The 23,699-nt window shown below is 45.8% G+C and carries 17 protein-coding genes; 3 read left to right on the top strand and 14 right to left on the bottom strand.

All coding sequences use genetic code 11. The annotated features are described in order from the left end of the window. Nucleotides 1–77: 77 nt before the first annotated feature. From ACYVD4_RS06665 to ACYVD4_RS06625, 9 genes are all read right to left on the bottom strand, one after another. Complete coding sequence (locus ACYVD4_RS06665; RefSeq protein WP_460943682.1) at nt 78–779, bottom strand: SanA/YdcF family protein; 702 nt, start codon at nt 777–779, stop codon at nt 78–80. After that, complete coding sequence (locus ACYVD4_RS06660; protein ID WP_460943680.1) at nt 780–1,148, bottom strand: VOC family protein; 369 nt, start codon at nt 1,146–1,148, stop codon at nt 780–782. It abuts the gene before it with no gap. Between the two features lie 60 nt (nt 1,149–1,208). Then, on the bottom strand, nt 1,209–3,923 hold the full coding sequence (locus ACYVD4_RS06655; RefSeq protein ID WP_460943678.1) for a DNA gyrase/topoisomerase IV subunit A: 2,715 nt from the start codon (nt 3,921–3,923) through the stop codon (nt 1,209–1,211). Nucleotides 3,924–4,443: 520 nt separating this feature from the next. Then, nucleotides 4,444–5,856, bottom strand: a complete 1,413-nt coding sequence (locus ACYVD4_RS06650) for an enolase C-terminal domain-like protein (protein ID WP_460943676.1) — start codon at nt 5,854–5,856, stop codon at nt 4,444–4,446. A gap of 28 nt (nt 5,857–5,884) precedes the next feature. Further along, nucleotides 5,885–6,823, bottom strand: coding sequence for a D-2-hydroxyacid dehydrogenase (locus tag ACYVD4_RS06645; protein WP_460943674.1), 939 nt, complete (start codon nt 6,821–6,823; stop codon nt 5,885–5,887). A 141-nt stretch (nt 6,824–6,964) separates the two neighbouring features. Further along, complete coding sequence (locus tag ACYVD4_RS06640) at nt 6,965–8,257, bottom strand: acetylxylan esterase (RefSeq protein WP_460943672.1); 1,293 nt, start codon at nt 8,255–8,257, stop codon at nt 6,965–6,967. Between the two features lie 126 nt (nt 8,258–8,383). Further along, on the bottom strand, nt 8,384–9,655 hold the full coding sequence (locus tag ACYVD4_RS06635) for a lipoprotein N-acyltransferase Lnb domain-containing protein (RefSeq protein WP_460943670.1): 1,272 nt from the start codon (nt 9,653–9,655) through the stop codon (nt 8,384–8,386). Then, nucleotides 9,648–10,373 (bottom strand): 16S rRNA (cytidine(1402)-2'-O)-methyltransferase, encoded by a 726-nt coding sequence (gene rsmI, locus ACYVD4_RS06630; RefSeq protein ID WP_460943668.1) that lies wholly within the window; start codon nt 10,371–10,373, stop codon nt 9,648–9,650. Before rsmI ends, ACYVD4_RS06635 begins: the two co-directional genes overlap by 8 nt. A 78-nt stretch (nt 10,374–10,451) precedes the next feature. Further along, nucleotides 10,452–10,688: a 4a-hydroxytetrahydrobiopterin dehydratase gene (locus ACYVD4_RS06625; protein ID WP_460943666.1), complete on the bottom strand. Its 237-nt coding sequence runs from the start codon at nt 10,686–10,688 to the stop codon at nt 10,452–10,454. 104 nt (nt 10,689–10,792) lie between these two features. Between ACYVD4_RS06625 and ACYVD4_RS06620 the strand changes: the two genes are divergently transcribed. After that, complete coding sequence (locus tag ACYVD4_RS06620) at nt 10,793–13,753, top strand: hypothetical protein (RefSeq protein WP_460943665.1); 2,961 nt, start codon at nt 10,793–10,795, stop codon at nt 13,751–13,753. A gap of 105 nt (nt 13,754–13,858) precedes the next feature. Here ACYVD4_RS06620 and ACYVD4_RS06615 read toward each other — a convergent pair whose 3' ends face one another. The 5 genes from ACYVD4_RS06615 to ACYVD4_RS06595 all read right to left on the bottom strand — a co-directional run bounded on the left by ACYVD4_RS06615 (nt 13,859) and on the right by ACYVD4_RS06595 (nt 18,972). Further along, nucleotides 13,859–15,181, bottom strand: a complete 1,323-nt coding sequence (locus tag ACYVD4_RS06615; RefSeq protein WP_460943664.1) for an ABC transporter permease — start codon at nt 15,179–15,181, stop codon at nt 13,859–13,861. Nucleotides 15,182–15,313: 132 nt separating this feature from the next. Continuing rightward, nucleotides 15,314–16,228: an ABC transporter ATP-binding protein gene (locus ACYVD4_RS06610; protein WP_460943662.1), complete on the bottom strand. Its 915-nt coding sequence runs from the start codon at nt 16,226–16,228 to the stop codon at nt 15,314–15,316. 217 nt (nt 16,229–16,445) lie between these two features. Continuing rightward, the gene (locus ACYVD4_RS06605; RefSeq protein WP_460943660.1) at nt 16,446–16,865 is read right to left on the bottom strand and encodes an RDD family protein; all 420 of its coding nucleotides are present in this window, start codon (nt 16,863–16,865) and stop codon (nt 16,446–16,448) included. Between the two features lie 105 nt (nt 16,866–16,970). Next, nucleotides 16,971–18,215 carry a dicarboxylate/amino acid:cation symporter gene (locus ACYVD4_RS06600; RefSeq protein ID WP_460943658.1) on the bottom strand — a complete coding sequence of 415 codons (1,245 nt, stop codon included), beginning with the start codon at nt 18,213–18,215 and terminating at the stop codon, nt 16,971–16,973. A gap of 301 nt (nt 18,216–18,516) precedes the next feature. Next, entirely contained in the window at nt 18,517–18,972 is a 456-nt protein-coding gene (locus ACYVD4_RS06595) for an SRPBCC family protein (protein ID WP_460943656.1), read from the bottom strand. Here ACYVD4_RS06595 and ACYVD4_RS06590 point away from each other — a divergent pair. After that, nucleotides 18,971–23,098: a hybrid sensor histidine kinase/response regulator transcription factor gene (locus tag ACYVD4_RS06590; protein ID WP_460943654.1), complete on the top strand. Its 4,128-nt coding sequence runs from the start codon at nt 18,971–18,973 to the stop codon at nt 23,096–23,098. The two genes, ACYVD4_RS06595 and ACYVD4_RS06590, sit on opposite strands and share 2 nt — an antisense overlap. A gap of 187 nt (nt 23,099–23,285) precedes the next feature. Beyond that, complete coding sequence (locus ACYVD4_RS06585) at nt 23,286–23,675, top strand: LytR/AlgR family response regulator transcription factor (RefSeq protein WP_460943652.1); 390 nt, start codon at nt 23,286–23,288, stop codon at nt 23,673–23,675. The last annotated feature ends 24 nt before the right edge of the window (nt 23,676–23,699 follow it).

Genomic DNA, 23,699 nt, shown 5'->3' with positions numbered 1-23,699 from the left:
TATTAATAAATATACATATATTATCCAATAATCATTCACTAAAATATAGAATAGGTAAATTAAAAAAGAAGAATGGATTAATTTCGTTTTCGCTCCCAATTACCTTTTTGCGGTTGGGGACGAAATATATATACGTCGAGCAACGCATATGGGCGAGCCAGATACTCGCGAATTAATGTACGGAAAGAGTATCCATCGGGTACGTCCTGAGCAGCAAAAGCAATGGCTTCCATACCCTCATGATTACCAATGTAAAGCGCACGGGCATTATGGAAGTTTTGCGAAATAATAGTTATTTTCTCCTGATTGAAGTAATCTTTACAACGCACTACCGAATCGAATGTACGATAACCGGCATAATCAAGCGTCATTATAGAAGCAGGAACGCCTAATTTCACCAGCGCCCGCTGCATATCAACAGGCTCGTTATAATACTCCGAATCATTATTTCCACTCAAAATCAAGTATTTAACTTTCCCTTCTTTCCATAGACGGGCAGTCGCTTCCATGCGATAGCGAAAGAAAAGATTTTCCTTCCCTGACCGGACAAATTTGCTGGTTCCCAATACCAGTCCAACATCGTTGGCAGGTAGCTCGTCAATATCGAAATAAATCTGATTTCGCGTATTGTAAACGACCCACCAGTTACTGATAAGCACAGCAATAGCCACTAAAAAGCCGAGTGCAATCAATGTTTTTATGAAACGCTTGGCAACACGAACACCAACCGTTTCGGGCGGAGATTCTTTGTTGTAATTTGTTGCCAAGGTAGTATTCATTTACGTCAGCGTAAAATGCGGATTTTCGATCAATCCGACCACATTTCCAAACGGATCTCGAACCGTAGCCACACGAATACCTTCACCAACGTCCTGAATATCGGTATGGGGGGTGGCTCCCAGTGAAAGCAGGCGTTGCACACTTGTTTCAATATATGCAACGCCCCAATACGTTAACGTGCTACCATCAGTAGGTTGAGCATTAGGATCAAGACCTAATTCATACCCGCCTACGTTAAAACCTACGTAGAATGGCTCTTCGAAGTAAGGTGCAAAACCCAATGCTTTGGTATACCAGTCTTTGGTTTCGGCTAAATTCGGAGCGGCATAAATTACCGTTCGTAGGCCTAAAAAAGCTGTCTCTGCCATAGTAATACCGATTTTGCAACGCTATTTACTAAGTTAATAATACTCTAAAAACCCGTTCAATTAAGAAAACAAACCTAACTGTACCGAATCTTTTTCCTCAACCTCAGGCTTATCCAACGTAATAGATTCAATCGCTGGAGACACCTTATTGGTCTCTTTCACCACTTTGGGAGCTAGCAATTTAACCTCTTTAACTTTAGCAAAAGGCAACTTATTGCCTAATGCTTTCCAGCCTCTTACATCAATAAAACCCTCTGGCTCCAGCACCATTTTTTCCATTGGTCCACGGTCTTTAACCTGATGCACGATTTCAATACGTGGAAAACGATCAACCGTGATTGCTAATGCTTTCGAACCTTTGGTATCGCCAATGAAACTAAATTTCTTATCCAGCGAGGTTGTTTCGACCTTAAATCGTTTTACGTACCACGCTTTCTGATTCACTTCGTAATATACGGACGATACTACGGTTTCAGGATCAAATTTCTGCAATACCGCAATGTCGGCCGGCTCATATCGGTTGGTTAAATCAAAGCTTGTTAGTTCATACTGACCATCTTTGTAAACAACAAGAATACTGTCTTTCGCTTCAAAATTCCCTAATAACCGACCGCGTTCGTCCCGATTGAGTCGGCCAAGGTGTTCGTCATACCATATATCAACCCCACCTAGCGTTGACGTACCTGCCGTTTTCTGGGTAATTTTCCGGACGGGGTATTTGGTTAGAATATTTCCCTGCGCACCCCGGTTTTTAATAGCAATCGAGGCAAAATCAAAATCAAACTGTTTAATTTTTGCCGAACTCTGCGCTGTCAGATTTATCATTACGACTTCAGCTTCTCCATTATCGTTGGCGCTGAAATACGTCATTTTCGACTTAGGATTTCCCATTGTCAGATCGTATTCCCGATCGCGTGTGACTCCCGTTACTGGAAAACGCTTCGACATCGAAATTCCAGACTTACCGTCCAGATAAATCAGGTTATAAATCTTGCGCTCATCGTTTTTCTTGAATACCGAAACGTAAACAATATCCTTGCCGACGAACACTTTTTCCTGAATTTTTACGACCATACATTTACCATCCCGACGGAAAACAATAATATCATCAATATCGGAACAGTCACTAACGTATTCATCTTTTTTCAGACCATAGCCAATAAAACCTCCCTCCCGATCAACGTAGAGTTTCTGATTGGCAGCCGCTACTACGTTCGCAGCGATGGTGTTGAACGCCCGTATTTCGGTCTTGCGTTCGCGACCTTTGCCGTATTTCTTCTGCAACTCCTTGTAATAGGCAATCGCATACCGCGTAATATTCGCCAGATTGTCTTCTGTTTCGGCCAGTTCCTGCTCCAGTCGACGCATCAGTTCATCGGCTTTAAAACCGTCATATTTCGAAATACGCTTGATTTTAATTTCGGTGAGCCGAATTAAATCATCTTCCGTAATCTCGCGATAAAACTGTTTTTTAAACGGTTTCAGTGCTTTATCGATTGTCGACAGTACAGCCTCAAACGTTTCGCACTCTTCGATTTTCCGGTAAATCCGGTTTTCAATGAATATTTTTTCGAGCGAACTATACAGCAATCGCTCCATAATCTCACTACGCCGAATCTCAAGCTCGCGTTGCAGCAACTGCACCGTTTGATGCGTATTGACACGTAGTATGTCTGTTACACTCACAAAATGCGGCTTATCGCCAATAATGACGCAGGCATTGGGCGAAATACTTACTTCGCAATCCGTAAAGGCGTAGAGTGCATCAATCGTTACGTCGGGCGACACACCGGGTTGCAGGTGAACCAGAATTTCAACGTCTTTAGCCGTATTATCAACCACAGCCGCTACGTTCCGGCTAGGTGCTTTAATCCGGATTTTGCCGAGTTCAGCCGCCTTAACAATCGAATCGATCAGTTGCGACGTTGTTACGCCAAATGGTACGTCCCGAATAGCCAGCGTTTTCTTATCAACTTCCTCGATTTTAGCGCGTACACGCACTTTACCGCCCCGATGTCCGTCGTTATAATTGCTGACATCAATGTGCCCACCCGTCTGGAAATCAGGAAAAAGCGAAACGGGTTTATCCTTTAACATCAGAATCGAAGCCTCGACCAGTTCGTTAAAGTTGTGCGGCAGAATCTTGGTCGACAACCCAACGGCAATTCCCTCAACGCCTTGTGCCAGCAACAGCGGAAATTTCACCGGCAACGTAATGGGCTCCCGCTTACGACCGTCATAGCTCAATTGCCACTCGGTTGTTTTATCGTTATAAACGGTATCAATTGCGAATTTCGAAAGCCGTACTTCGATATACCGGGGAGCGGCAGCGCCATCGCCCGTTCTAACATCACCCCAGCTTCCCTGCGTATCGAACAGCAGTTCTTTCTGGCCGATATTTACCAACGCTTCCCCAATCGACGCATCGCCGTGTGGGTGAAACTGCATGGTTTGTCCGATTACATTGGCCACCTTATTAAAACGACCATCGTCCATTTCTTTGAGGGCGTGCAGAATCCGTCGCTGAACTGGTTTCAGTCCATCTTCAACCGCAGGCACAGCTCGTTCCAGAATAACGTAAGATGCGTAATCGAGGAAATAACTTTCATATAACCCTGACACAACCGTCTGGTCATGCAGGACTTCTTCTACAGTGTCAATAGGAGTTTCAAGCTCTTCAGGGACGCTCACCAGCTCTGATTCATTGGTCGATAAATCGGAGGTTGGCAGTTGATCATCGTCGTCCATGAGGGGTTCATTCTCGTTGTTCGTCATTTATTTTTGTTCAGGTCAATTCCAGTGGATGGGTCGCAGGTTTAGCGAACGATAAGTATCACGTTCGGCTCCTTAAATATACGGAAAAATTTCCAAAAAAGGGCTTTAGAGGGCGTATTGCGGCAATAATTCTATAACATGCACCTTATTTCCAAGTCCTTCGACAACAAAGGAAATCAGCCGGTTTAATGAGTATAGATAGGTGTATACGTAGTATATAACAGGGATGCAAGTTCTTTCTGATAAACAGCCCAGCACTACTACCAATTTTCGCCTAGAGCACGCGATCCGATTAGTTGATTGCAAAAGAATCAACTAATTGCTGTTTGTATTTTTCCTAGCGTATGCTACTGGAATAGGTTTACAAAGGGAAACAAAGCTGATTAGCACCCTAGCCGCTAAGAGCAAGTATGGCAAATACTGATCTTTGGGTAGGAATTTCATACTTTTTTCTGTTGTATAATCAACGATGATTTTAACTATTGCTTATTAGGAAAGGATAACGACTACTCTGATTTGGTTAACTGAACAATTGCTCGTAATGACCCGATGGCAGAAATATTCCTCCGCTTTCTGCATAAAACGTAGCATCTGTCGGATAGACACCCCGTTGCGTTTGGGTCCAGCTTGATCCAGCTTTGGGGTGATACGTCATCAGTTTATCCCAGTTTTTGAAGTATTGATGCCCGTTCGTTTCCTGTAGCCCTACACTCATGCCCGGAAACGGCGGAAGTCGGGCCGCTACGTTCTTGTTCCAGTCGACCAGAATAGGATTTACCGTCAGGTCGGCGCAGAAGCAGGGAACGCCTTTTTCGTAGGCAAGCTGGGTAATTTTCATGGTCATGCTCAGCGTTTTGGCTATCGCTTTTACCGCTATGGCCGAATATCCCTGCTGAATCCGAATGGCAGCGTCTTCAACGGTATGCGCACTTTCATCGGCAGCAATTCGAACGCCCAGATTACCAACAAACTCTTCGTTACGTTCCTCAAAGGGCTCTTCGATAACCGCTATCTGATCAAATGCACCAATTTTTCGGGCATGATCCAGAAAACGTAACAGCGTATCTTTTTTCTCGTACCGTCCGTTGGCGTCGAAATAGTACGGAATCTTGCCGTCTTTCGTATAGGGCGTTTCGTAACGACCAATTGCTTTGTGAACAGCGGTCAGAAAGGCAATGTCCTTTTCCAGCATTTCGGCCTGTGTACCAGCTGCTCCCGTTTTTAATTTTAGGATAAAATAGCCTTCATCAGCAGCCGCTTTGATGCGTTCGGCGGTGGTGCCAACGCTAAATGACGGAATACTTGCTACGTTCTTGTGGCGATAGGATAAACCCGGCCGATACGTCTCCGGTATAATATCATCGAAACGGGTAAGTCCGTTTTCCTGCGCATACAACAGCCATGCCGCATTATCGACACTTACCAGTGCATTTAGCGCAAAGGTTTTCCGCAAATCAGGATTTCGCGTGATGGTTTTCGCATAGGCATATACGTCAGGCAACAATTCATCGAGCAACGTAACAGGGTTTGTAAACGTATTGCCTTTCATCATCTGCAACGCACGATCGCTGATGGCATACATAAGCGCATTGCCCACCCGCTCGGAATGCGTTGAAAACACTTTCGCATCAGACCACAAAACGCCTTGCGTACACAAACCAATCCGACGAATACCTGATTCGCTTTCGAGCATCGACGCGACCTGCCAACTCTCGGTGATGGCACTTCCCTTAAATCGATACGGGTTCAGCGGTTCTCGTTCAAAATTAGAATCGACCTGCTTAATACGTATCATTTTGGGTGGGCGATTCGCTTCCGGTTTATTGGCGATTGCTGAAATGGACGATCCCAGGCTTAGCGCGGCTAAACTACCAGCAGCCTGAATAAACGTCCGGCGATTTACCGCATCGTGCTGACCTGATAGAATGTCCATTTCAGTAGTCAATAACAGATAATTCGTATTAATACCCTCGGCTTAGTTCAACCGCATTTTCGATTGTTTCACCAGCCAGAAATTTCTTTAGATTCCCCATAAAGTGAATCACTTTTCCCGTATCCTCATTGGGTTGTCCACCACCTGTATGCTGAGTTAGTAGTACGTTCGGTAAGGCCCAAAGTGGGTTATCGGTGGGAAGCGGCTCAGTAGCTGTTACGTCGAGAACAGCGCCCCCCAAATGCCCCGACTGAAGTGCATCAACTAACGCAGGCTCATCAGTTGTGCTACCCCGGCCCACATTGGCGTAAATACTTCCCGGCTTCATTGCCGCTAATACGTCTGCTGACACAAAACTATTAGCTGTACCCGGAAGGCAATTGATCAGGATGTCGGTTTGAGCGAGTTCCTGCTTCAATTCATCAACAGAATGCAAATCGGCTTTTGGGTCAGTACGGGCGAGCATTTTTGTAGGGCAGTTAAAACCGGTCAGCATTTGCCGAACAGCCTGTCCGATGGTGCCTGTTCCGAGAATCACTACACGCTGCCCACGTAGCAACCCGGTACGGTCGCGGATAGGGACGCCTAACCATTCGGAGCGATTTTGTAAGGTTACCAGTTCCGGAATACGTCGGTACATAGCCAGAATCCCGGCCAGCATGGTTTCGGCACAAGGCCAGGCAAAATAATCGCCCATATTGGCAACTACAGACCCCGGAGGCAGATTAGCCTGCTTATACCCATCGAATCCGGCTGAATCCAACTGCCAGAATTTCAAATTTGGAACCGCATCCTTAAACCAGACAGCCGGGGGATTACCCATGACCAGATCGGCCAGCAAAAAAGAAGCCTGTTGCTCATCTTTCGGAATGTCGTGCCGAAAAACCACCGTTACGTCGACAGGAAGGCGCTTTTGAAGTTCAGCTTTAAGTCTATCGTCGAGTGCTGTATTGACAAATAATCGCATAAGTAATGAATAATGTAGAATGGGTAATGAATAATGTAGGGAGAAACAATACGTAACGAATGGTCTACCTGTTCTTAATGAACGGACTTTCAGCCAATTCGTTAATTAGTCATTATTCATTCTACATTATTCATTAACTGTTTACTTCCCTCCTTTCAACTGCTCGAGCAGCCAATTGGTCATTTTTTCGGTTTGTTCAGGATACGTCCAATGTCCGGTATCGAGGAAATCAATATCCAGCATTTTTGGCCCCGGTATTACGTTATAAGATGCGTACATCGACGTTGGCGGGCAGGTTTCATCGTTGAATCCCCACGCATAGCGCCCCGGTGCGTTCACCTGTCGGGCAAAATTCACTACGTCGTAATAACCTGTAGTTTTTATCCGGTCAGGTTTGTTGTTATATGCTTTCTCATTCCCGAAAAACAAATGCGGCCAACCACCCGCGCGATTGTGCAGATAACCCGTTACGTCCGATAAAGCGGGATAATAAGCACCCAACCATTTGATACGGGAATCCAGTCCGGCCGTAACAATGCTCAGTGCACCGCCCTGACTACCACCCGTAACGGCTATGTTCTGACCATCGTATTCGGGCATACCCACCAGAAAATCGACTGCACGCACACATCCCAGATATACACGTTTGTAATAATATCTGTCGCGGTCGTCGAGATTGGCTGCCTGATAACCAGCCAACGGTCCACGTGCCAAATCCATATAAACACTAGGGTCCATCGTTACCGGAACGCCATGAATTCCAACTTCGAGCGTAATAAATCCTTTATCGGCTTCGGCAATCATGCCGTTGTATGGACGTACCCCAGCACCCGGTACGCGCAGAATTGCCGGATATTTACCTGCTTTCTTCGGCACACAAAGAATTCCATAGAACCGGGAGCTATTGATATTTTGCAGACTCAGGTGATACACGTTCGAAAGGGCCGTACAACGTTCGGGTAGCAGCGTCATTTTTGCATCGATTGGGAGTTTAGCCAGATCAGCCTTTGCGTTATCCCAGAATGCTTTAAAATCGGCAGGATTTTCTACGGTTGGTTTAATCGTCAATGGATCGAAACCAGCCGTAGTGAGCCCCCGATATTCTTTACCATCCCATTCCACTGTGGCGATGCAACGTAGAAACCCGGACGTTTTCATGGTTCCGCCATCGAGTGCTAACGTACCATCTTTCAACGTAACGGTTTCTTTTTTTGTCGGCTCCATTTTCTCCGGCCCGATTTCGTAACGGAGTTTCGCACCTTTCATCAATACGTTGTTGCGATAAACCGATATGTTAAATTTTACCGGCTCGCCTACCTTATAAACCCAGTCGGCATGATCGGGGGTAATTAAAACTTTAACGACTCGCTCAGAAGGCTGTGCCAGTACGTTGAACCAGAGAAGCAATAAAAAGGGAACAAGTAATTTTTTCATGAATATGTAGCAGGAGGTTTTACTATAGATCACTAGGTTAACGCGTTAAAGCCGAAGCCAGAACGTGAAACCCGAACGCAACTAGTAGGCAAAGCAACTTCGGCAGGAATTATAATCAGAAATTGATTAATCGAGCAGCGCTGGAGTCTGATACCCTTTTCGGGATACCTGAATATTGACAACGCAACGTACCAGCAACGTTAACGGGAACAACACATCGAATCCGCCCGGAATTTTCGAAAAGACTATTCCGAGTAAGATTAGAACTGACACTATGCTAAAATAGGTTGTCCGACGACGGGAGGTGGCTGTAGAGCGGGTTGCCCAGAATATCAGAGGGAGGTGAAAAGGCAACAGATATAGCAATGTTGGATTCCAGCCAGTTACGCCGTCGTCTCTGATGATCCACATCAACAAACCTAACCATCCCCATAGACCGGCTACGCCAAATAACAGCAAATCAACCCACCGATCTACTTTACCGGCAACCATGTACCGACGTATTGTAAACAACGCCACGATAACGCCAAGGATCGTAAACACTACGTCGGGATCGAAAATAAATGGCACCTGTTTACGAAAGGTTTTCTGAGCAGCAAACAGAGTCTGCTCGCTACGTACTAGCGGTACAACCTGCCCGTTGGCCTGGCGAAGTCTGGCACTGGCAAATTGGTCAAATAATTGATTGGGGAGATACATCGCCCGCCAGCCGTCGGTTTGTTCATCGGCGGGTTTACCAATGGCCAGATTCATCCCTAATTGATACCACGGCATATTTCCCAGATAATCATTCATCAAATTACGGTACGATTTCCCAGTCATTACCGAACGGGACGGTATCGTGAGGCTATCCCCACAGACCTGCACGATCATATCGCGCGGACGGGTTGAACAATTATCGTAGTAAAATTTGTAGCGATATTCCCGATTCTCAGGCAAATAATTCGTTTCTAAATCCCGGAATAATTGCTGACGCTGCGTGAGCGACAGGTTCAGCACCTGTTCACGAATACTTCTGTTGGTTTGCTGATAATAATAGGCAACCTGATATAAATTATGAGCTGTTAAATAGTAGGGCAGTGTGCCCCGTAAAAATTTGATAATGAAGTAGTCGGCCCGATAATCGAACCCGCCGTAACTGTAATCTTTATCGAGACCAATCGCAGGATCGACAATCCGGATTTCGGTATGGCCAAAAGCCGACGAAATATCATCATCGCCAGGGCCATAGGTGATTAAACTGACCTGCGATGCCGGTGAAAGGCTTTGGCTAACTGAGGAAAATGAATGAAAAAAGAAAAGTGAAAAAGGAAAAATAAATAGTAGTCTGCAAACTAACCGTTTTTGAATTATTTCCATGCCCCTTGCACCTTGCCCCACACCACATAGTTTATTCATCTTCTTCCGTATCATCGTCATTATCGTATTTTCGTTTGGCCTTGCGAACAGGTTCTTTACCCTGAACGCAGACAACGATTTCGCCTTTTATGGTTTTTTGGGCAAAATACGCAATAAGTTCGGATAAGGGGCCGCGCTGGGTTTCTTCAAATAGTTTGGTGAGTTCGCGTGAAACGCTGGCTGGACGATCCGGCCCAAAAATGTCGGCAAACTGCTGGAGTGTTTTCAGCAATCGGTGGGGCGATTCGTAGAAAACCATCGTTCGTTCTTCTTCTGCCAACTCCGTTAGCCGTGTCTGACGTCCTTTTTTATGCGGCAGAAAACCCTCAAACGTAAAGCGGTCGTTGGGAAGCCCCGAATTGACAAGAGCAGGCACAAAAGCAGTTGGCCCCGGCAAGCATTCAACAGTAATGTTGTTCTTGATGCACTCACGCACCAGCAAAAAGCCGGGATCTGAAATACCGGGCGTGCCAGCGTCTGAAACCAGGGCAAAGGTTTTGCCTTCTTTTAACTGATTTACAAGTCGCTGAACGGTCTGGTGTTCGTTGAAAATGTGATAACTATGGAGTGGTTTACTGATGCTAAGGTGACGTAGCAACACGCCCGATGTACGGGTATCTTCGGCCAGAATCACATCAGCACTTTTCAATACGTTGATAGCCCGCAACGTAATATCATCAAGGTTGCCGATGGGCGTCGGCACAAGATATAGTTTCATACTGCGAAATGAATACGGGATAACGAAAAATGCAAAATTGATCTCGTTTAATACGTATTATTCATTTCACAGTACCCATTATTCATTGATTAGCTTATCAATCTCGGCCGCCAACTTTCGGTCTTTATCGGTCACTACGTTGCCCGCGTCATGCGTCGAGAGTTTGATCGTGATTTCGTTGTAAACATTTGACCACCAAGGGTGATGATCCATTTTCTCGGCCATAAGCGCCACCCTGGTCATGAAGGCGAACGCTTCACTGAAATCGGCGAATTTAAAATCGCGGATGAGTTGATTATCCTTTTCCTGCCACATAAAGTTAATGGTCGTTTGTGTTTAGTCAACAGGAAAGAGTCAATTACTGTTTTATAATCTGGACAAATCAATTTCCGGGAAAAACTACGTATCATTGATATTCTATGCTACGTAGCAATTTCCTCACAACTCTTTTACTGCTGGCCGCTCTTGGCAGCAACGCCCAAACGCTTCCGATTCTTGAACAGAATCCGCCACAGCTACGTTGGAATCAGCTTAAAACACCACATTTCAAGGTTATTTATCCTGCCCAACTTGATTCTACGGCCCAACGAACAGCCCAGCGACTCGAAAGTCTGTATGAGCCCGCAAGTGCATCGCTAGGTAAAAAACCACGCCCGATTTCGGTGCTGATTCAGAATCAGACTACCAACAGCAACGGTTTCGTTACGTTGTTTCCGCGACGGTCAGAGTTTTTTGCCGTACCGCCACAAGATCCGGCTCTACTCGGTACGTTCGACTGGCTCGATTTGCTGGCTGTTCACGAGTACCGCCACGTAGTTCAGAACGACAAGGCGTTGCAAGGTTACGGACGCTGGTTATATACATTGTTTGGCAATACGGGGCTGGCATTCCCGTTGCTGACCGTACCAAGCTGGTTTGCCGAAGGCGATGCCGTAAGTACTGAAACGCTTCTGAGTCAGGCAGGTCGTGGCCGGATTCCGAATTTCGACCTAGGTATGCGAACCAATCTTTTAGCAAGTACCCCCTTCAATTACGCAAAAGCGGTCAGTGGTTCCTATCGTGATAATGTTCCGAACCACTACGTATTAGGTTATTTTCTGACTACGTATCTGAAACGTACGTATGGGCCTGATGTCTGGAGCCGCGTATTGAATCGAAATTATCGGCGCTTTCCGTGGCCATTTGCGTTTTCGGCCAGCATAAAAGCAGAAACGGGGCTACGAACCGACGATTTGTATCGAAAAACGATGGACGACCTAACCGAAACCTGGCAAAAACGACAGGAAAAGCTAACGATAACTCCTGCTACATCGTTTCAAGTTAAGCCAGAGCACGGTTCAGACGTAGTAAAATCAACCACCAGACAGCCTGTTTTTACCAATTATCAGCATCCACAATTCCTGACCGACTCAACGGTTGTTTGCGTAAAAAGTGGTCTGGGCGATACGCCACGACTGGTAATTCTGGGTAAAAGTCAACCCGAACAAACGTTATTCATTCAAGGTTTTCCGAACGATCCGGCTATGTTGTCGGCAACGGGATCAACCGTTTGTTGGATTGAGTACGGCTATGATCCTCGCTGGCAGCAACGCATTTTTTCAACCATCCGACTTCTCGACGTAAAAACGCGAAAACTTACCCGTCTGACGCATCGAACCCGGTATTTGGTGGCTGCACTTTCGCCCGATAATACCAAACTGATTGTGGTAGAAAGTACCGATCGTTATCATCATAACCTCGTCGTACTCGATGCCAAAACGGGCAAAAGCCTTCACAAGATTCCGAATTCAACGAACGTAGTATACCAACACCCACGCTGGCAGGCGGATAACCGAACCATCGTAACGGTTGTCTTAAAAGATGGGAAGAAAACCATTCAGCAAATCAACACAACCAACAACAGTTATACCGATTTACTTCCCCTTCGCAACGAAAATATAAGTAATCCGCAATCCTCTGAAAATTATGTTTTCTATAATTCGCCCCGTTCGGGTATCGATAATATTTACGCAGTTGATATCCGTACAAAACAGGTATTTCAGGTAACATCACGACCACAAGCGGCTTACCACGCTTCCATTTCGCCATCTGGAACCAGGCTGGCGTTTGATGATTTTACCGTTGCCGGGTCACGTATCATGGATATGCCACTTGAGCCCTCTATCTGGAAAAGTGTATCCAACTCGGGAGAAAACGATCAAGTTTCTTTGCTACGTTATTTTGGTAAATTGCCTTCGTTAGAGCCAGGGGCTGCACAGGGGCAACGTATCTTGTCGGATTCGTTAAAACCTACAGCAAGGTATCAGCCAACCCCGTATCGTCGGCTGGCGAATGCGATAAATATTTATAGCTGGGGACCAACAGCCAGCAGTAGTGGTCAGGCCTTATCGGTAGGATTAAGCTCACAGAATCTGCTTAGTACTACCCAGTTGGAAGTTGGCTATACCTACAATCAGGCCGAGCGAGCGGGAAACGCGTATGCCTTATTCAGCTATCAGGGCCTCTACCCTATTTTTGATTTGAGTTTTCAACGTGGCACCCGTAGTACGTCGCTTTACATCGACAGAGTTTCGCCCGCCGATAGTTTACGTACCGACCGATGGCAGTATAATCAGCTTTCGGCAGGTTTTCGGATTCCATTTCAGCTAACCCATTCTAAATATATAGAAAACGCCAGTCTGTCAGCCTATTACAATTACCTGAACGTAACAGGCTATGATTTACCCTTCAGACCTATTACCGAAGTTGGTGCGTCAGGCGCACTACAGGCACTAACTTACGGAGCAAGTTATTCACGTCTACTGCGCCAAAGCAAACGTGACGTAGCACCGCGCTGGGGACAAACGATTTCGGTAAATTATCGAACAACGCCGTTTGGGGGCAAACTCACCAGTGAGCAGTGGGGTGTTCAGGCAAATCTGTTTTTTCCGGGTGTTGGAAAGCATCATTCGCTACGTCTGAGGGGTGGGTATCAGCAACAGGCGCAGGGAACTTATCGGTTCAGCCCAATTGTGTTTTATCCTCGTGGACAAGCTTATGTAAGTGACGATAAGATTAGTGCCGGGAGTGCCGAATATCGATTCCCAGTTGCCGATATGCATTGGTCAATAGGGCGTTTGCTGTACGTTCAGCGGATTAAGGCCGGGGCTTTCTATGACCGTGCGCAAGGGCAGAGCGTGGTCGATGTGCGGGATGTATATGGGCGGTTGCGTGGATACGAAACGCTACGTCACACTTATCACTCTACAGGAATCGACGTATCGTTTGTGTTCAACGTACTACGTCTTCAATCACCGTTTGAAGCAGGTTTTCGAACCATTTATAATCCAAGTACCCGCGAATGGCTCGTTCAGCCGCTAGTGATTGACATTGGTTTTTAATTTTAGTGATGAGTGATAAACGATGAGTGATGATTGGGCTGACGCCAGCATTAACTACGCGCGTCAGCCCAATCATCACTCATCGTTTATCACTCATCACTAAAATTATCCTTTATAAAATACCCATTTCGATAGTTCACGATAGGATACTTTTTTGCCATACATCAGAATACCAACGCGGTAAATTCGGGCGGCTACCCAGGCCGTGCCAACAAACCCGAGAATGAGCAATACCATCGACAGAGCCAGTTGCCAGGCCGGAACACCAAATGGCACTCGTACCATCATTACCACCGGCGATGTGAACGGAAAAATAGATGTCCAGAAACCAAGTGCGCCATCGGGTTCGCGAATTACGAACTGTGCAATGGCGATGGCACCAATAATAGGCAGCGTGATCGGAAACATAAACTGTTGGGTTTCTGTCTCGTTATCGACAGCAGCGCCGATTGCGCCAAACAAGGCACTATAGAGCAGATAACCTCCCAGAAAATAGAATAGAAAACAAGCCACAATCAGCGGAATATTCAACGTATCGACTGCCTGAATCACACTGGTCACTACGCCCCCTTTGGTCTTGCTTGCATCGACACCCGGTGTAGGGCGGGCCATACTACTCGACGTTTGCATGGCTTCCCGTCCTTTATCCACTTTATCGCCAACCAATTTACCACCTACCGTAAACAGCCCGATTGTGAGTAAAATCCAGAGCATGAACTGTGTAAGGCCAACCAGTGCTACGCCCATGATTTTGCCTAGCATCAGTTGGAATGGTTTTACAGACGAAATAATCACCTCTACGATCCGGTTGTTTTTTTCCTCCATAACCCCACGCATCACCTGCGTACCATAAATAAATACGGATATGTAAATCATAAAGGCGCAGAAATAACCAATAATAGTCATTGCAATAGAATTGCTGCTTTTTTCGCCTTCGTCACCGAGACTTATGGTCTGTGCATCAACATTTACTTTAGCATCTTCAATTATCTTTTGCGTGATACCCGCCTGCTGGAGTTTTATGGTTTCAATCTCCTTGGCAATTGCGCGTTCGATATTGCTTTGCAGAGCCAGACTAACTCCCTTTTCAGCAAAAATCTGTACTGTTTTCGGCTTTTCAATTACGTCTTTTGGCACAAAAACCAGCGCATCATATTTGTCTTTGACAAACGTCTTTTTTGCTTCGCTCAGTGGTTGCTTTAAATATGAATAAACGGTTTCGTCGCCATTTTTAAATTGATTGACAAACCGGCCACTTTCGTCAATAACAGCCACTTTTTTCTGGTTAATGGAGCTTACAGCCGCCCAGCCAATGATGGCATAAAAACCAAAAATAAGGAGCGGGCCCAGAATCGTCATGATAATGAACGACTTCTTCCGTACCCGAACCAGATACTCACGCTTGATGATGAGAAAGATTGTACGCATAGTTTGAATGGTTGAATTGTGGAATGATGGAATGATTGAATTGTTAAATGATTGACTATTTGATTATTGGCGTAATTTAACCATACTGGCGGATCACAATTCTATTAGTCAACAATTCAATCAATCTATCATTCAGTCATTGTTTTCGCCAACGGTCTGAATAAAAATGTCGTTCATACTCGGGATATTTTCGCCAAATGATCGAATACTAACCCGATCCAACAAGTAACGTAGCAGATCATTAACGGCTGCATCGGGCGGAATTCGAATATCAGACCGGCTAAAATTATCTTCTAACAGCCGGGTCTCCAAAATTGTAAACACGTCGGGCAACGTAGCAAGTTCGCCCTGATATTCAACGTGATACGTATGCGTTTTAAACTGCTCTTTAATGGCACGCTTTGCCCCATCGAGTACCTTATGCGAGCGATTGATCAAAGCAATATAATCGCATAGCTCCTCAACAGACTCCATTCGGTGCGTCGAAAAGATAATCGTTTTGCCTTTATCACGCAGTTCCAGAATTTCGTCTTTGATCAAATTGGCGTTGATAGGGTCGAAACCAGAAAACGGTTCATCGAGAATAATCAAATCAGGTTCGTGCATCACGGTGGCCACAAATTGCACCTTCTGCTGCATACCCTTCGATAAATCTTCGATATGTTTATTCCACCAGGTCTTAATATCGAATTTCACAAACCAGGTTTTCAGCTTATCCATCGCCTGTTTCTCGGAAAGCCCTTTTAGTTGAGCCAGATACAAAAGCTGCTCTCCCACCTTCATTTTTTTATACAGACCGCGTTCTTCAGGCAGATAGCCGATACGTCGGATATGATCAGGTTTGAGATGTTCTCCACCCAGAATTACTTCGCCCGCATCAGGAGCCGTAATCTGATTAATAATCCGAATGAGTGAAGTTTTTCCGGCTCCGTTCGGACCCAGTAAGCCAAAAATGCTACCCTGTGGTACCGACAGGCTCACATCGTCGAGAGCTCGGTGTTCGGCGTATTGTTTAATAATGTGATGGGTTTCAAGAATGTTTGTCACGTGAGTATTTGCGGGTGGTATGTTAGGAGGTGAATGACGGTCAACGGCCAAAGTTAAGAGCAAGCGGCAAAAGTCCTGTATACTGAATCAAACTTTACGTAGCAAATTCACATTTTCCGAGAAATTATAGCTCATCAATAACAAACGAATTCAGTCAACTAAACAAAAAAGCCACACCCTGCGCAGAATGTGGCTTTTTTGTAGTGAATTTAATTTATCAGGCTTTTATCACGATGGTATTTGCCCATTTATCGCCAAACCGTTTGCGGTCATCGCTAAAAACCATTAGCGCATCGACAAATCCAAACAATGGAATGAGGAGAGATACCTGGCGGGTTATTGCTGTTCCATAATCGCCAACCAGACTGGCCCCTGTATCTTCTTTGATGGCTTTAATACCCATCAACTTTTTACCAATACTCTGACCACCTAAAAAACCAGCCGTTGCCGGAAGTGCATCTTTTGTAAGCAAATAGGCAATTGCTATAGCATAACCAACCATGCCTAGCCGATAGGACACTATGAGCAATATCCAGCAAGGCACATAGGCAATGACACTATCGATTAAAGCGGCAATGAAACGTTGAACCGGACTGGCTTTAACATACGTACTTAAGGGCGAATAAGAGGGCTGCACGGGTTTATAGGATTTAGCGTGAAACAATTAATTGAGTTTGCTGCTCTAACCTACAAAATCAGCCGCACATCCCCATACAAACCTGTGCAAACGACAAACGATTTACTAAACGGTAACGCTGTCAGTTTCAACGGGCTGCGTCCGAAACTCGCCTTCCCATTTCGAGATAACGCAGGTCGCTACGGCATTACCCGCTACACTCGTTGCCGAACGTCCCATGTCCAGCACCTGATCAATTCCGAGCAGAAGTGCCAGCCCTTCGATGGGGAGGTTAAATAACGACATCGTGCCCGCAATAACCACCAGCGATGCACGTGGCACACCCGCAATTCCTTTCGATGTAATCATTAGAGTAAGCATCATGGTAATTTGCTGCTCTACCGAAAGCGGGACGTGGTATGCCTGCGCAATAAAGGCTGTTGCAAAGGTCATATATAACATCGACCCATCGAGGTTGAATGAATAACCAAGTGGCAACACAAACGAAATGATTCGTTCTGAACAGCCAAACCGACGTAGTGCTTCAATCGTCTGCGGAAATGAGGCTTCGGAACTCGCCGTACTAAAAGACAGGATAATAGCTGAACGCACTTCTTTCAACAAGGCTATATACGGAATCCGGACTACCAGACAAATGGCAAATAGCACAACAAAAATGAAGAACAACAGGCCGCCGAAGAAACAGAAAATCAGGTAAATATACCCCGACAAAATACCCAGCCCCTGCTTGGCAACCACAGCCGCAATTGCACCCAGTACCCCAAACGGCGCAAAGGACATTACGTAACCTGTTACTTTGAACATGATATGCGACAAGGCATCGAGCGCTTTAATCATGATTTTTCCCTGTGCGCCAACTGACCCTACGGCAATACCAAAAAAGATACTGAATACAACAATCTGAAGAATTTCGTTAGTGGCCAGAGCCTCAATAAAACTCGTTGGTACGATGTGTGTGATGAAGTTTTCAAAAGTCAATTTTTGTACCTCAACACCTGTGTCGGTACCTTTTGCTGGAAGTGGTAAATTCATTACTTCGCCCGGTTTCATAATATTGACAACCAGCAAGCCTACCACCAGCGATAGAATCGTTGCAAAATAAAAGTAAGCCAGCGTCTTCAAACCGATACGTCCTACCGTACCAAAGTCGCCGAGTTTAGCAATACCAACCACCAGCGTCGCAAAGACGAGTGGTCCGATAATCATTTTTATGAGCCTGAGAAAGATTTTAGACAGGATATTCAGGTCAGAGCCTGAGAATCCGGAGCCAGTGTCGGGAAAAAAATAACCAATGGCAATCCCGATCACCATGCCTAGAAAGATACGTGTAGTTAGGTTGGGTAATTTCATGCAGTCAAATTAAGATGAACCGTAATGAACAAATGTAACGGAATCCATCCACATCCGAAAGCAGGAACAGGTGCCTATTACGGCTTTTTGTCGATTCACATACGTTTATTGGACAAAAGCAGAAAGAACCAAGAGAAAAATAGGAAAACCTTTACCATAACAAATTTATCTTTCTTATAGTCAGCTTGATTCCTATAGAAGTAATGTCTATAGAGTAGAATAAACCGCTGGTTGTTGTAAGTTAACTTTGGGCGACGTATTATGCACCAAATTGAGCAATTCGAACGAACAAAAGGCAACTTCAGTTACGTTTAAACACCCGCCGGTAAATTGGCTTCCGGCATGTAAATTGTAACCACAACACTGGATACACAAGCATGTCGGTCAGTCGGGAGGGTGTTCGAAAATAAATATCATCAACAATAAGAGTCTGATTTTCTGACGTATCATCTTGAAGTTTTAGTAGACGATGGCGATGATGCCAGTATGTCAGAAAAAAGGGCAGCTTCGTTCCCTGATCGATAAAATAAATTTCTTCGTCGGTGGTTTGCTGATCAACTATATGACTGATCCAGTCCTGACGAAACAAAATAAAGTTCAGTTGCAGATGTACTACGTCGCCCTGCTTACAACCGTCGAAACGAATAACGTTCACGGGCGGAAATGAAGGCGTAAGTTGCTCAAAAAGCGTGCGAGTGAAGCCAGTCCATACCTGAGGCAAGGCTTTCTCGACCCGAGTTTTGCGAATAATATGCATGATTGGAGAACGAATGGTGGAGCGAAGAACGAAAATAGAAATGCTTTCTTTTGCTACGTGCAACTACGCTACGTCGCCAGAGATAACTAATTCTGGTTTTTGCATTCCACATATTACTACTAAACTCCATCACCTAATTGTTTTGTTTAGTTGCTTCGTTCGGCATCGGCTAACGATTTTTCTTTTCACTACGTTTGTCAACGTATCGAATCCGTTACGTGCCGCCCTTCCCGAACCCGAATACCTAACCGTTCGTAGCGGTTTGCCACAGGGGTACATTAGTTCGGTGATACAGGATCAGCGTGGATTTATCTGGCTGGCCACCCGCGATGGACTCTGTCGATATGATGGAATCCGGTTTCGCATTTATGCCCATGACCCGCAACAAGCCAGCTCGCTCTCGTTCAGTAGCATTGCCGAAATTAAAGAAAATAAAGAAGGTAAGCTCTGGATTCGTACCGAAAACAATAACATCGATCTATTTGACCCAACAACAGGTCAGTCGGCTCATATTTCAGGTTCGTCGGCATTTAAGCAGGCAATTGGTCAGCATCAATTGGTAAGTATCTACCCTGATCCTTCGGGTTCGGTTTGGGTGGCTACACGAACGGGGGGCTTTTTCCTTTTGAAACCCGATGGTACAATTTCGCACCGTCACGAGTCATTTCCCGACAAAGCATCACGTAATCAACTTAATACGTTGCTTCTTGACCGTCGGAACCGACTTTGGTTAGCTACACAGAATGGCCTGTTTTCGTATGAACCGGCATCCGGTCAGTTTGCTACGTTCCAGATGACGCAGGGGTTACCTCGAAACGATATTTATCGGCTACACGAGCGACGTAATGGTACACTCATGCTGGGTTTTCCGGGAAAATTTGCTCTCTTCAACCCAATGGAAGGGCGCGTGCAGCAAGTTGTTGCACTACCAAACGTACCGGGCGTACCTCTCTTTGCGAGCGATTCCCGAGGGAGTGACTACGTAAATCAGAGCCGTTTTTCTGAACAGACTGGTTTATTGCCTCTTCTACCTGAAACCGATGCTAAGCTCACCCGATTTGCGGTTTTGTCATTTCTGGTCGATCAAACCAACGTATTATGGCTCGGTTTGAACGGCGATGGCATCATAAAATACGATCTTAACAAACGCCCTTTTCAGCCCATACCATACGTTGTCAATTTCCAGACCGATTGGCTTACTCAACAGTTGAAAGTGCCTGCAAATGCTATTCCGGCAGCCATCAGCGCGCAACCGTCGTCCAGGTTACGTTACCAATTCGACGGACGTAACATGCTGTGGATCAGCAATCTGGAAACTGCCCCACTCCGCTATAATCTGAGCACTAAAGCATTCGCACCAGTTCTGCCGACGGGTATAGAAAATCGCTGGCTTCCAAATAATCAGTTCCGACTGACGGCATTGTCGATTGGTTCACAGGGCGAAATCTGGGGATTGCTTGGCCCATTAAATCAGGCTATTGTTCGTCACAACCCAGACAAAGAGACATTTACGGCTTTTCCATTGCCCTTGCCGCCCAATCATCCATACATTATAACCGCTATGGTTGTTGATGGCGGCCGGGTGTATCTGGCTACCCAAAACAACGGTTTATTACGTGCCGAATTGTCTACCAAACGGCTGATTCGCTGGCAGAACGTACCATCGGACCCTAAATCGCTTCCCGGAAATTCGCTTCTTTGTCTGGCTCAGGACCCGCGTCAATATAATTTTCTCTGGGTTGGTACGTTTGGAGATGGACTTTGTCGGCTCGATAAAATGACGGGGCAGATTCAGCGGTTCACGATCGGTCAGGGCTTGTCGAACAACGTTATTTATGCCATCCGTGCCGACCGGAATGGGCATCTATGGCTTAGTACGAATCGGGGCCTCTGCCGGTTCGATACCCGTACTCATGATGTCAGGACGTACATGACCGACGATGGGCTGCCTAGTGAAGAATTTAAGCAGTTTCACGACGTAACACTACCTGATGGTCGGCTCATTTTCGGTGGTGTTGGCGGTTATACTGCTTTCGACCCAGCCCGCATCAGCGAAGACGTAGTAAAACCTCAGGTAGTTCTTACGGCACTACGTATCAACAATCAGCTTGTCCGCGTCAATACGTCCGATTCACCTCTTCAGAAGGATATTAACGAAACAAAAGAGATTGTTCTCAACGACCAGCAAAACTTCTTATCTATTGATTTTGCCGCTCTTGAGTTTAACCAGAGTTATAAAAACCAGTATCGATATAAGTTAACAGGTCTGGACGATGACTGGGTTTATAGTCAGAATCAGTCAACTGCTACGTATACCAATCTGCCTCCTGGTTCGTATATCTTCTTTGTAAATGCCTCTAATACGTCGGGAATCTGGAGTCCTCATACGCATCAGCTACGTATCATTATCCAGCCACCGCTCTGGGCCACCTGGTGGGCGTATACAGCTTACGTATTGCTAATTGTGGTAGGCTTGATTCTATTTTTTCGCATCCGTCTCAATCGGATTCGACTGAGAAGTCAGATGGAACTAAAGGAACAGGAATCGGTACAGCTTAAGCATCTGGATGAGGTTAAATCTCGTTTCTTTTCAAATATCACGCATGAGTTTCGCACTCCTCTTACGTTAATTCTAACACCGTTAGAAGAAGTTCTAAACGACAGTTCAGGTTCTCCCTATCATGCTCGTCTTCGACTTATTTATCAGAATGCCAATCGATTACTTCGCTTAATTAACGAATTACTTGATCTAGCGAAACTTGATGCCGGAAGCTTAACGGTTACCCCCACCCCTGCCGATCTTCCCGAATTTATTAAACGTACACTAGGCGCTTTTGAAGGCGAAGCACAACGTAAACGGATTCAGTTGCGGATTACGCAGCATTTCGATCAACCCTACTATTGGTTCGATCCCGATAAAATCGAGAAAATTCTGACGAATCTGCTTTCAAATGCGCTCAAATTCACGGATGAATCGGGGCTGATCGACGTATCGGTACAGGTTGATCCTGTTCAGGGTGATGCCAGTAATACCGATCTGATTCAGTTAACGGTCCATAATACGGGAGCAGGAATCCCCACCGATAAGTTACCTTATATTTTCAATCGATTCTATCAAGCCGATTCGCCAAACAACGTAGCGAATGGCTCTGGCATTGGTTTGGCGCTAGTGAAAGAATTGGTTGAGTTAGTGAAAGGACGTATTACAGTCGATAGTCACCTAACATCAGGTACTACGTTTCTTGTCGAACTCCCCTGTCGGCAAGCGCAGGCAACGTTGGCGGCCAGTGCCGACGTAACACCTGTTAGCAATTTCGTTGATGCCACCAAGTCACAAAATGAATCAACTTCGGAAAACGCTCCCCGGCTTCTGCTGGTTGAAGACGACGATGGCATTGCCGATTACATCACCTCGATTCTGGTATCTGAATGGCGAATTCGACGGGTAAAAAATGGTCGCTCAGGGCTTGAAGCTGCCATTGCCGACGGCCCGGATTTTATCATCAGCGACGTATTGATGCCCGAAATGGATGGGCTGGAATTTTGTCGGCAATTGAAACAGAACGCTGTTACAAATCATATCCCCATACTTCTGCTCACCGCGAAAGCTTCGGTCGAAAGTCGGCTGGAAGGTATTGCCGCTGGTGCCGACGACTACGTAGCAAAACCGTTTCAGGTCGATGAACTACGTGGTCGCATCCGAAACCGGCTCGACCAGCAGCAACGTATCCGCCAACATCACCGTACGCAGTTAGTGCGGGAAGGTTATCTGCCCGTAGCGAGTCAGAATCCGGAAGATGAATTCATGAATCGGATTTACAGTATTCTGGAGGCTCGGCTCGATGACACTACGTTTGGCGTTGAACCATTGGCCGCTGCCATTGGCATGAGTCGAATGCACCTGAACCGAAAGGTGAAAGCCATGACCGATATGACGCCTAATGAACTGATCCGTATTGTTCGTCTGAACCGGGCGGCTGCGTTGCTACTCACTGGTGTATCGGTCTCGGAAGTTGCCGACCGGGTTGGCTTTGATACGGCCGCTTACTTTTCGAAAGTCTTCAAAGATCATTACCACGTAACACCGTCGGAATACGTCGATAAAAATCGGCATGAGGTGGTATAAATTACTACAAATACACTTCGCCTGTCGAATTGTATACATGAATTATTATTGATTTATGAATCAAAGGAGCATGTTACAAATTTTATAGTGCTTGTTACGAAAGAGCAAGAGGCTGGACAACAATGGTTTTAGTATTGTATCAACATTACTAAGCCAACTACTTTAAATCAAGTCTACCCACATGCTCATGCCATCTATTTCTTCCTCGGCACGCACCACACCTACCGACTGGCCTCCACTGAAGCTCTATCTTCGTGATGCCGGAAGACAGTCTTTTTCAGTAACTGATTTAGTTTATTTACAGGCCGTTGCCAATTATAGCTGGCTAAACTGGGTTGATGGCAGCCGAATGCTGATGCCTCGTACGCTTAAATATTACTCGCCAAAACTACCTACCGAACTATTCATTCGCCTTCACCGCAATTGCGTTGTAAACCGGCGGTTTGTGGAGCGGCTGGAACGTACCGAAACGGGCGGCACCGTTCATCTTACAAATGGCGAAACGTTGCCCGTATCGCGTCGGCGGTGGAGCACTGTTCGTCGGCAACTGGCCAGTAATCGTTCCCTGATGAATTAATAGTTGATTTACGCTGCGTTAACG

The sequence above is a fragment of the Spirosoma daeguense genome (assembly GCF_054776875.1).
Note: the sequence above shows the minus strand (reverse complement) of the source record. Positions and strands in the feature narration are given on the sequence as shown.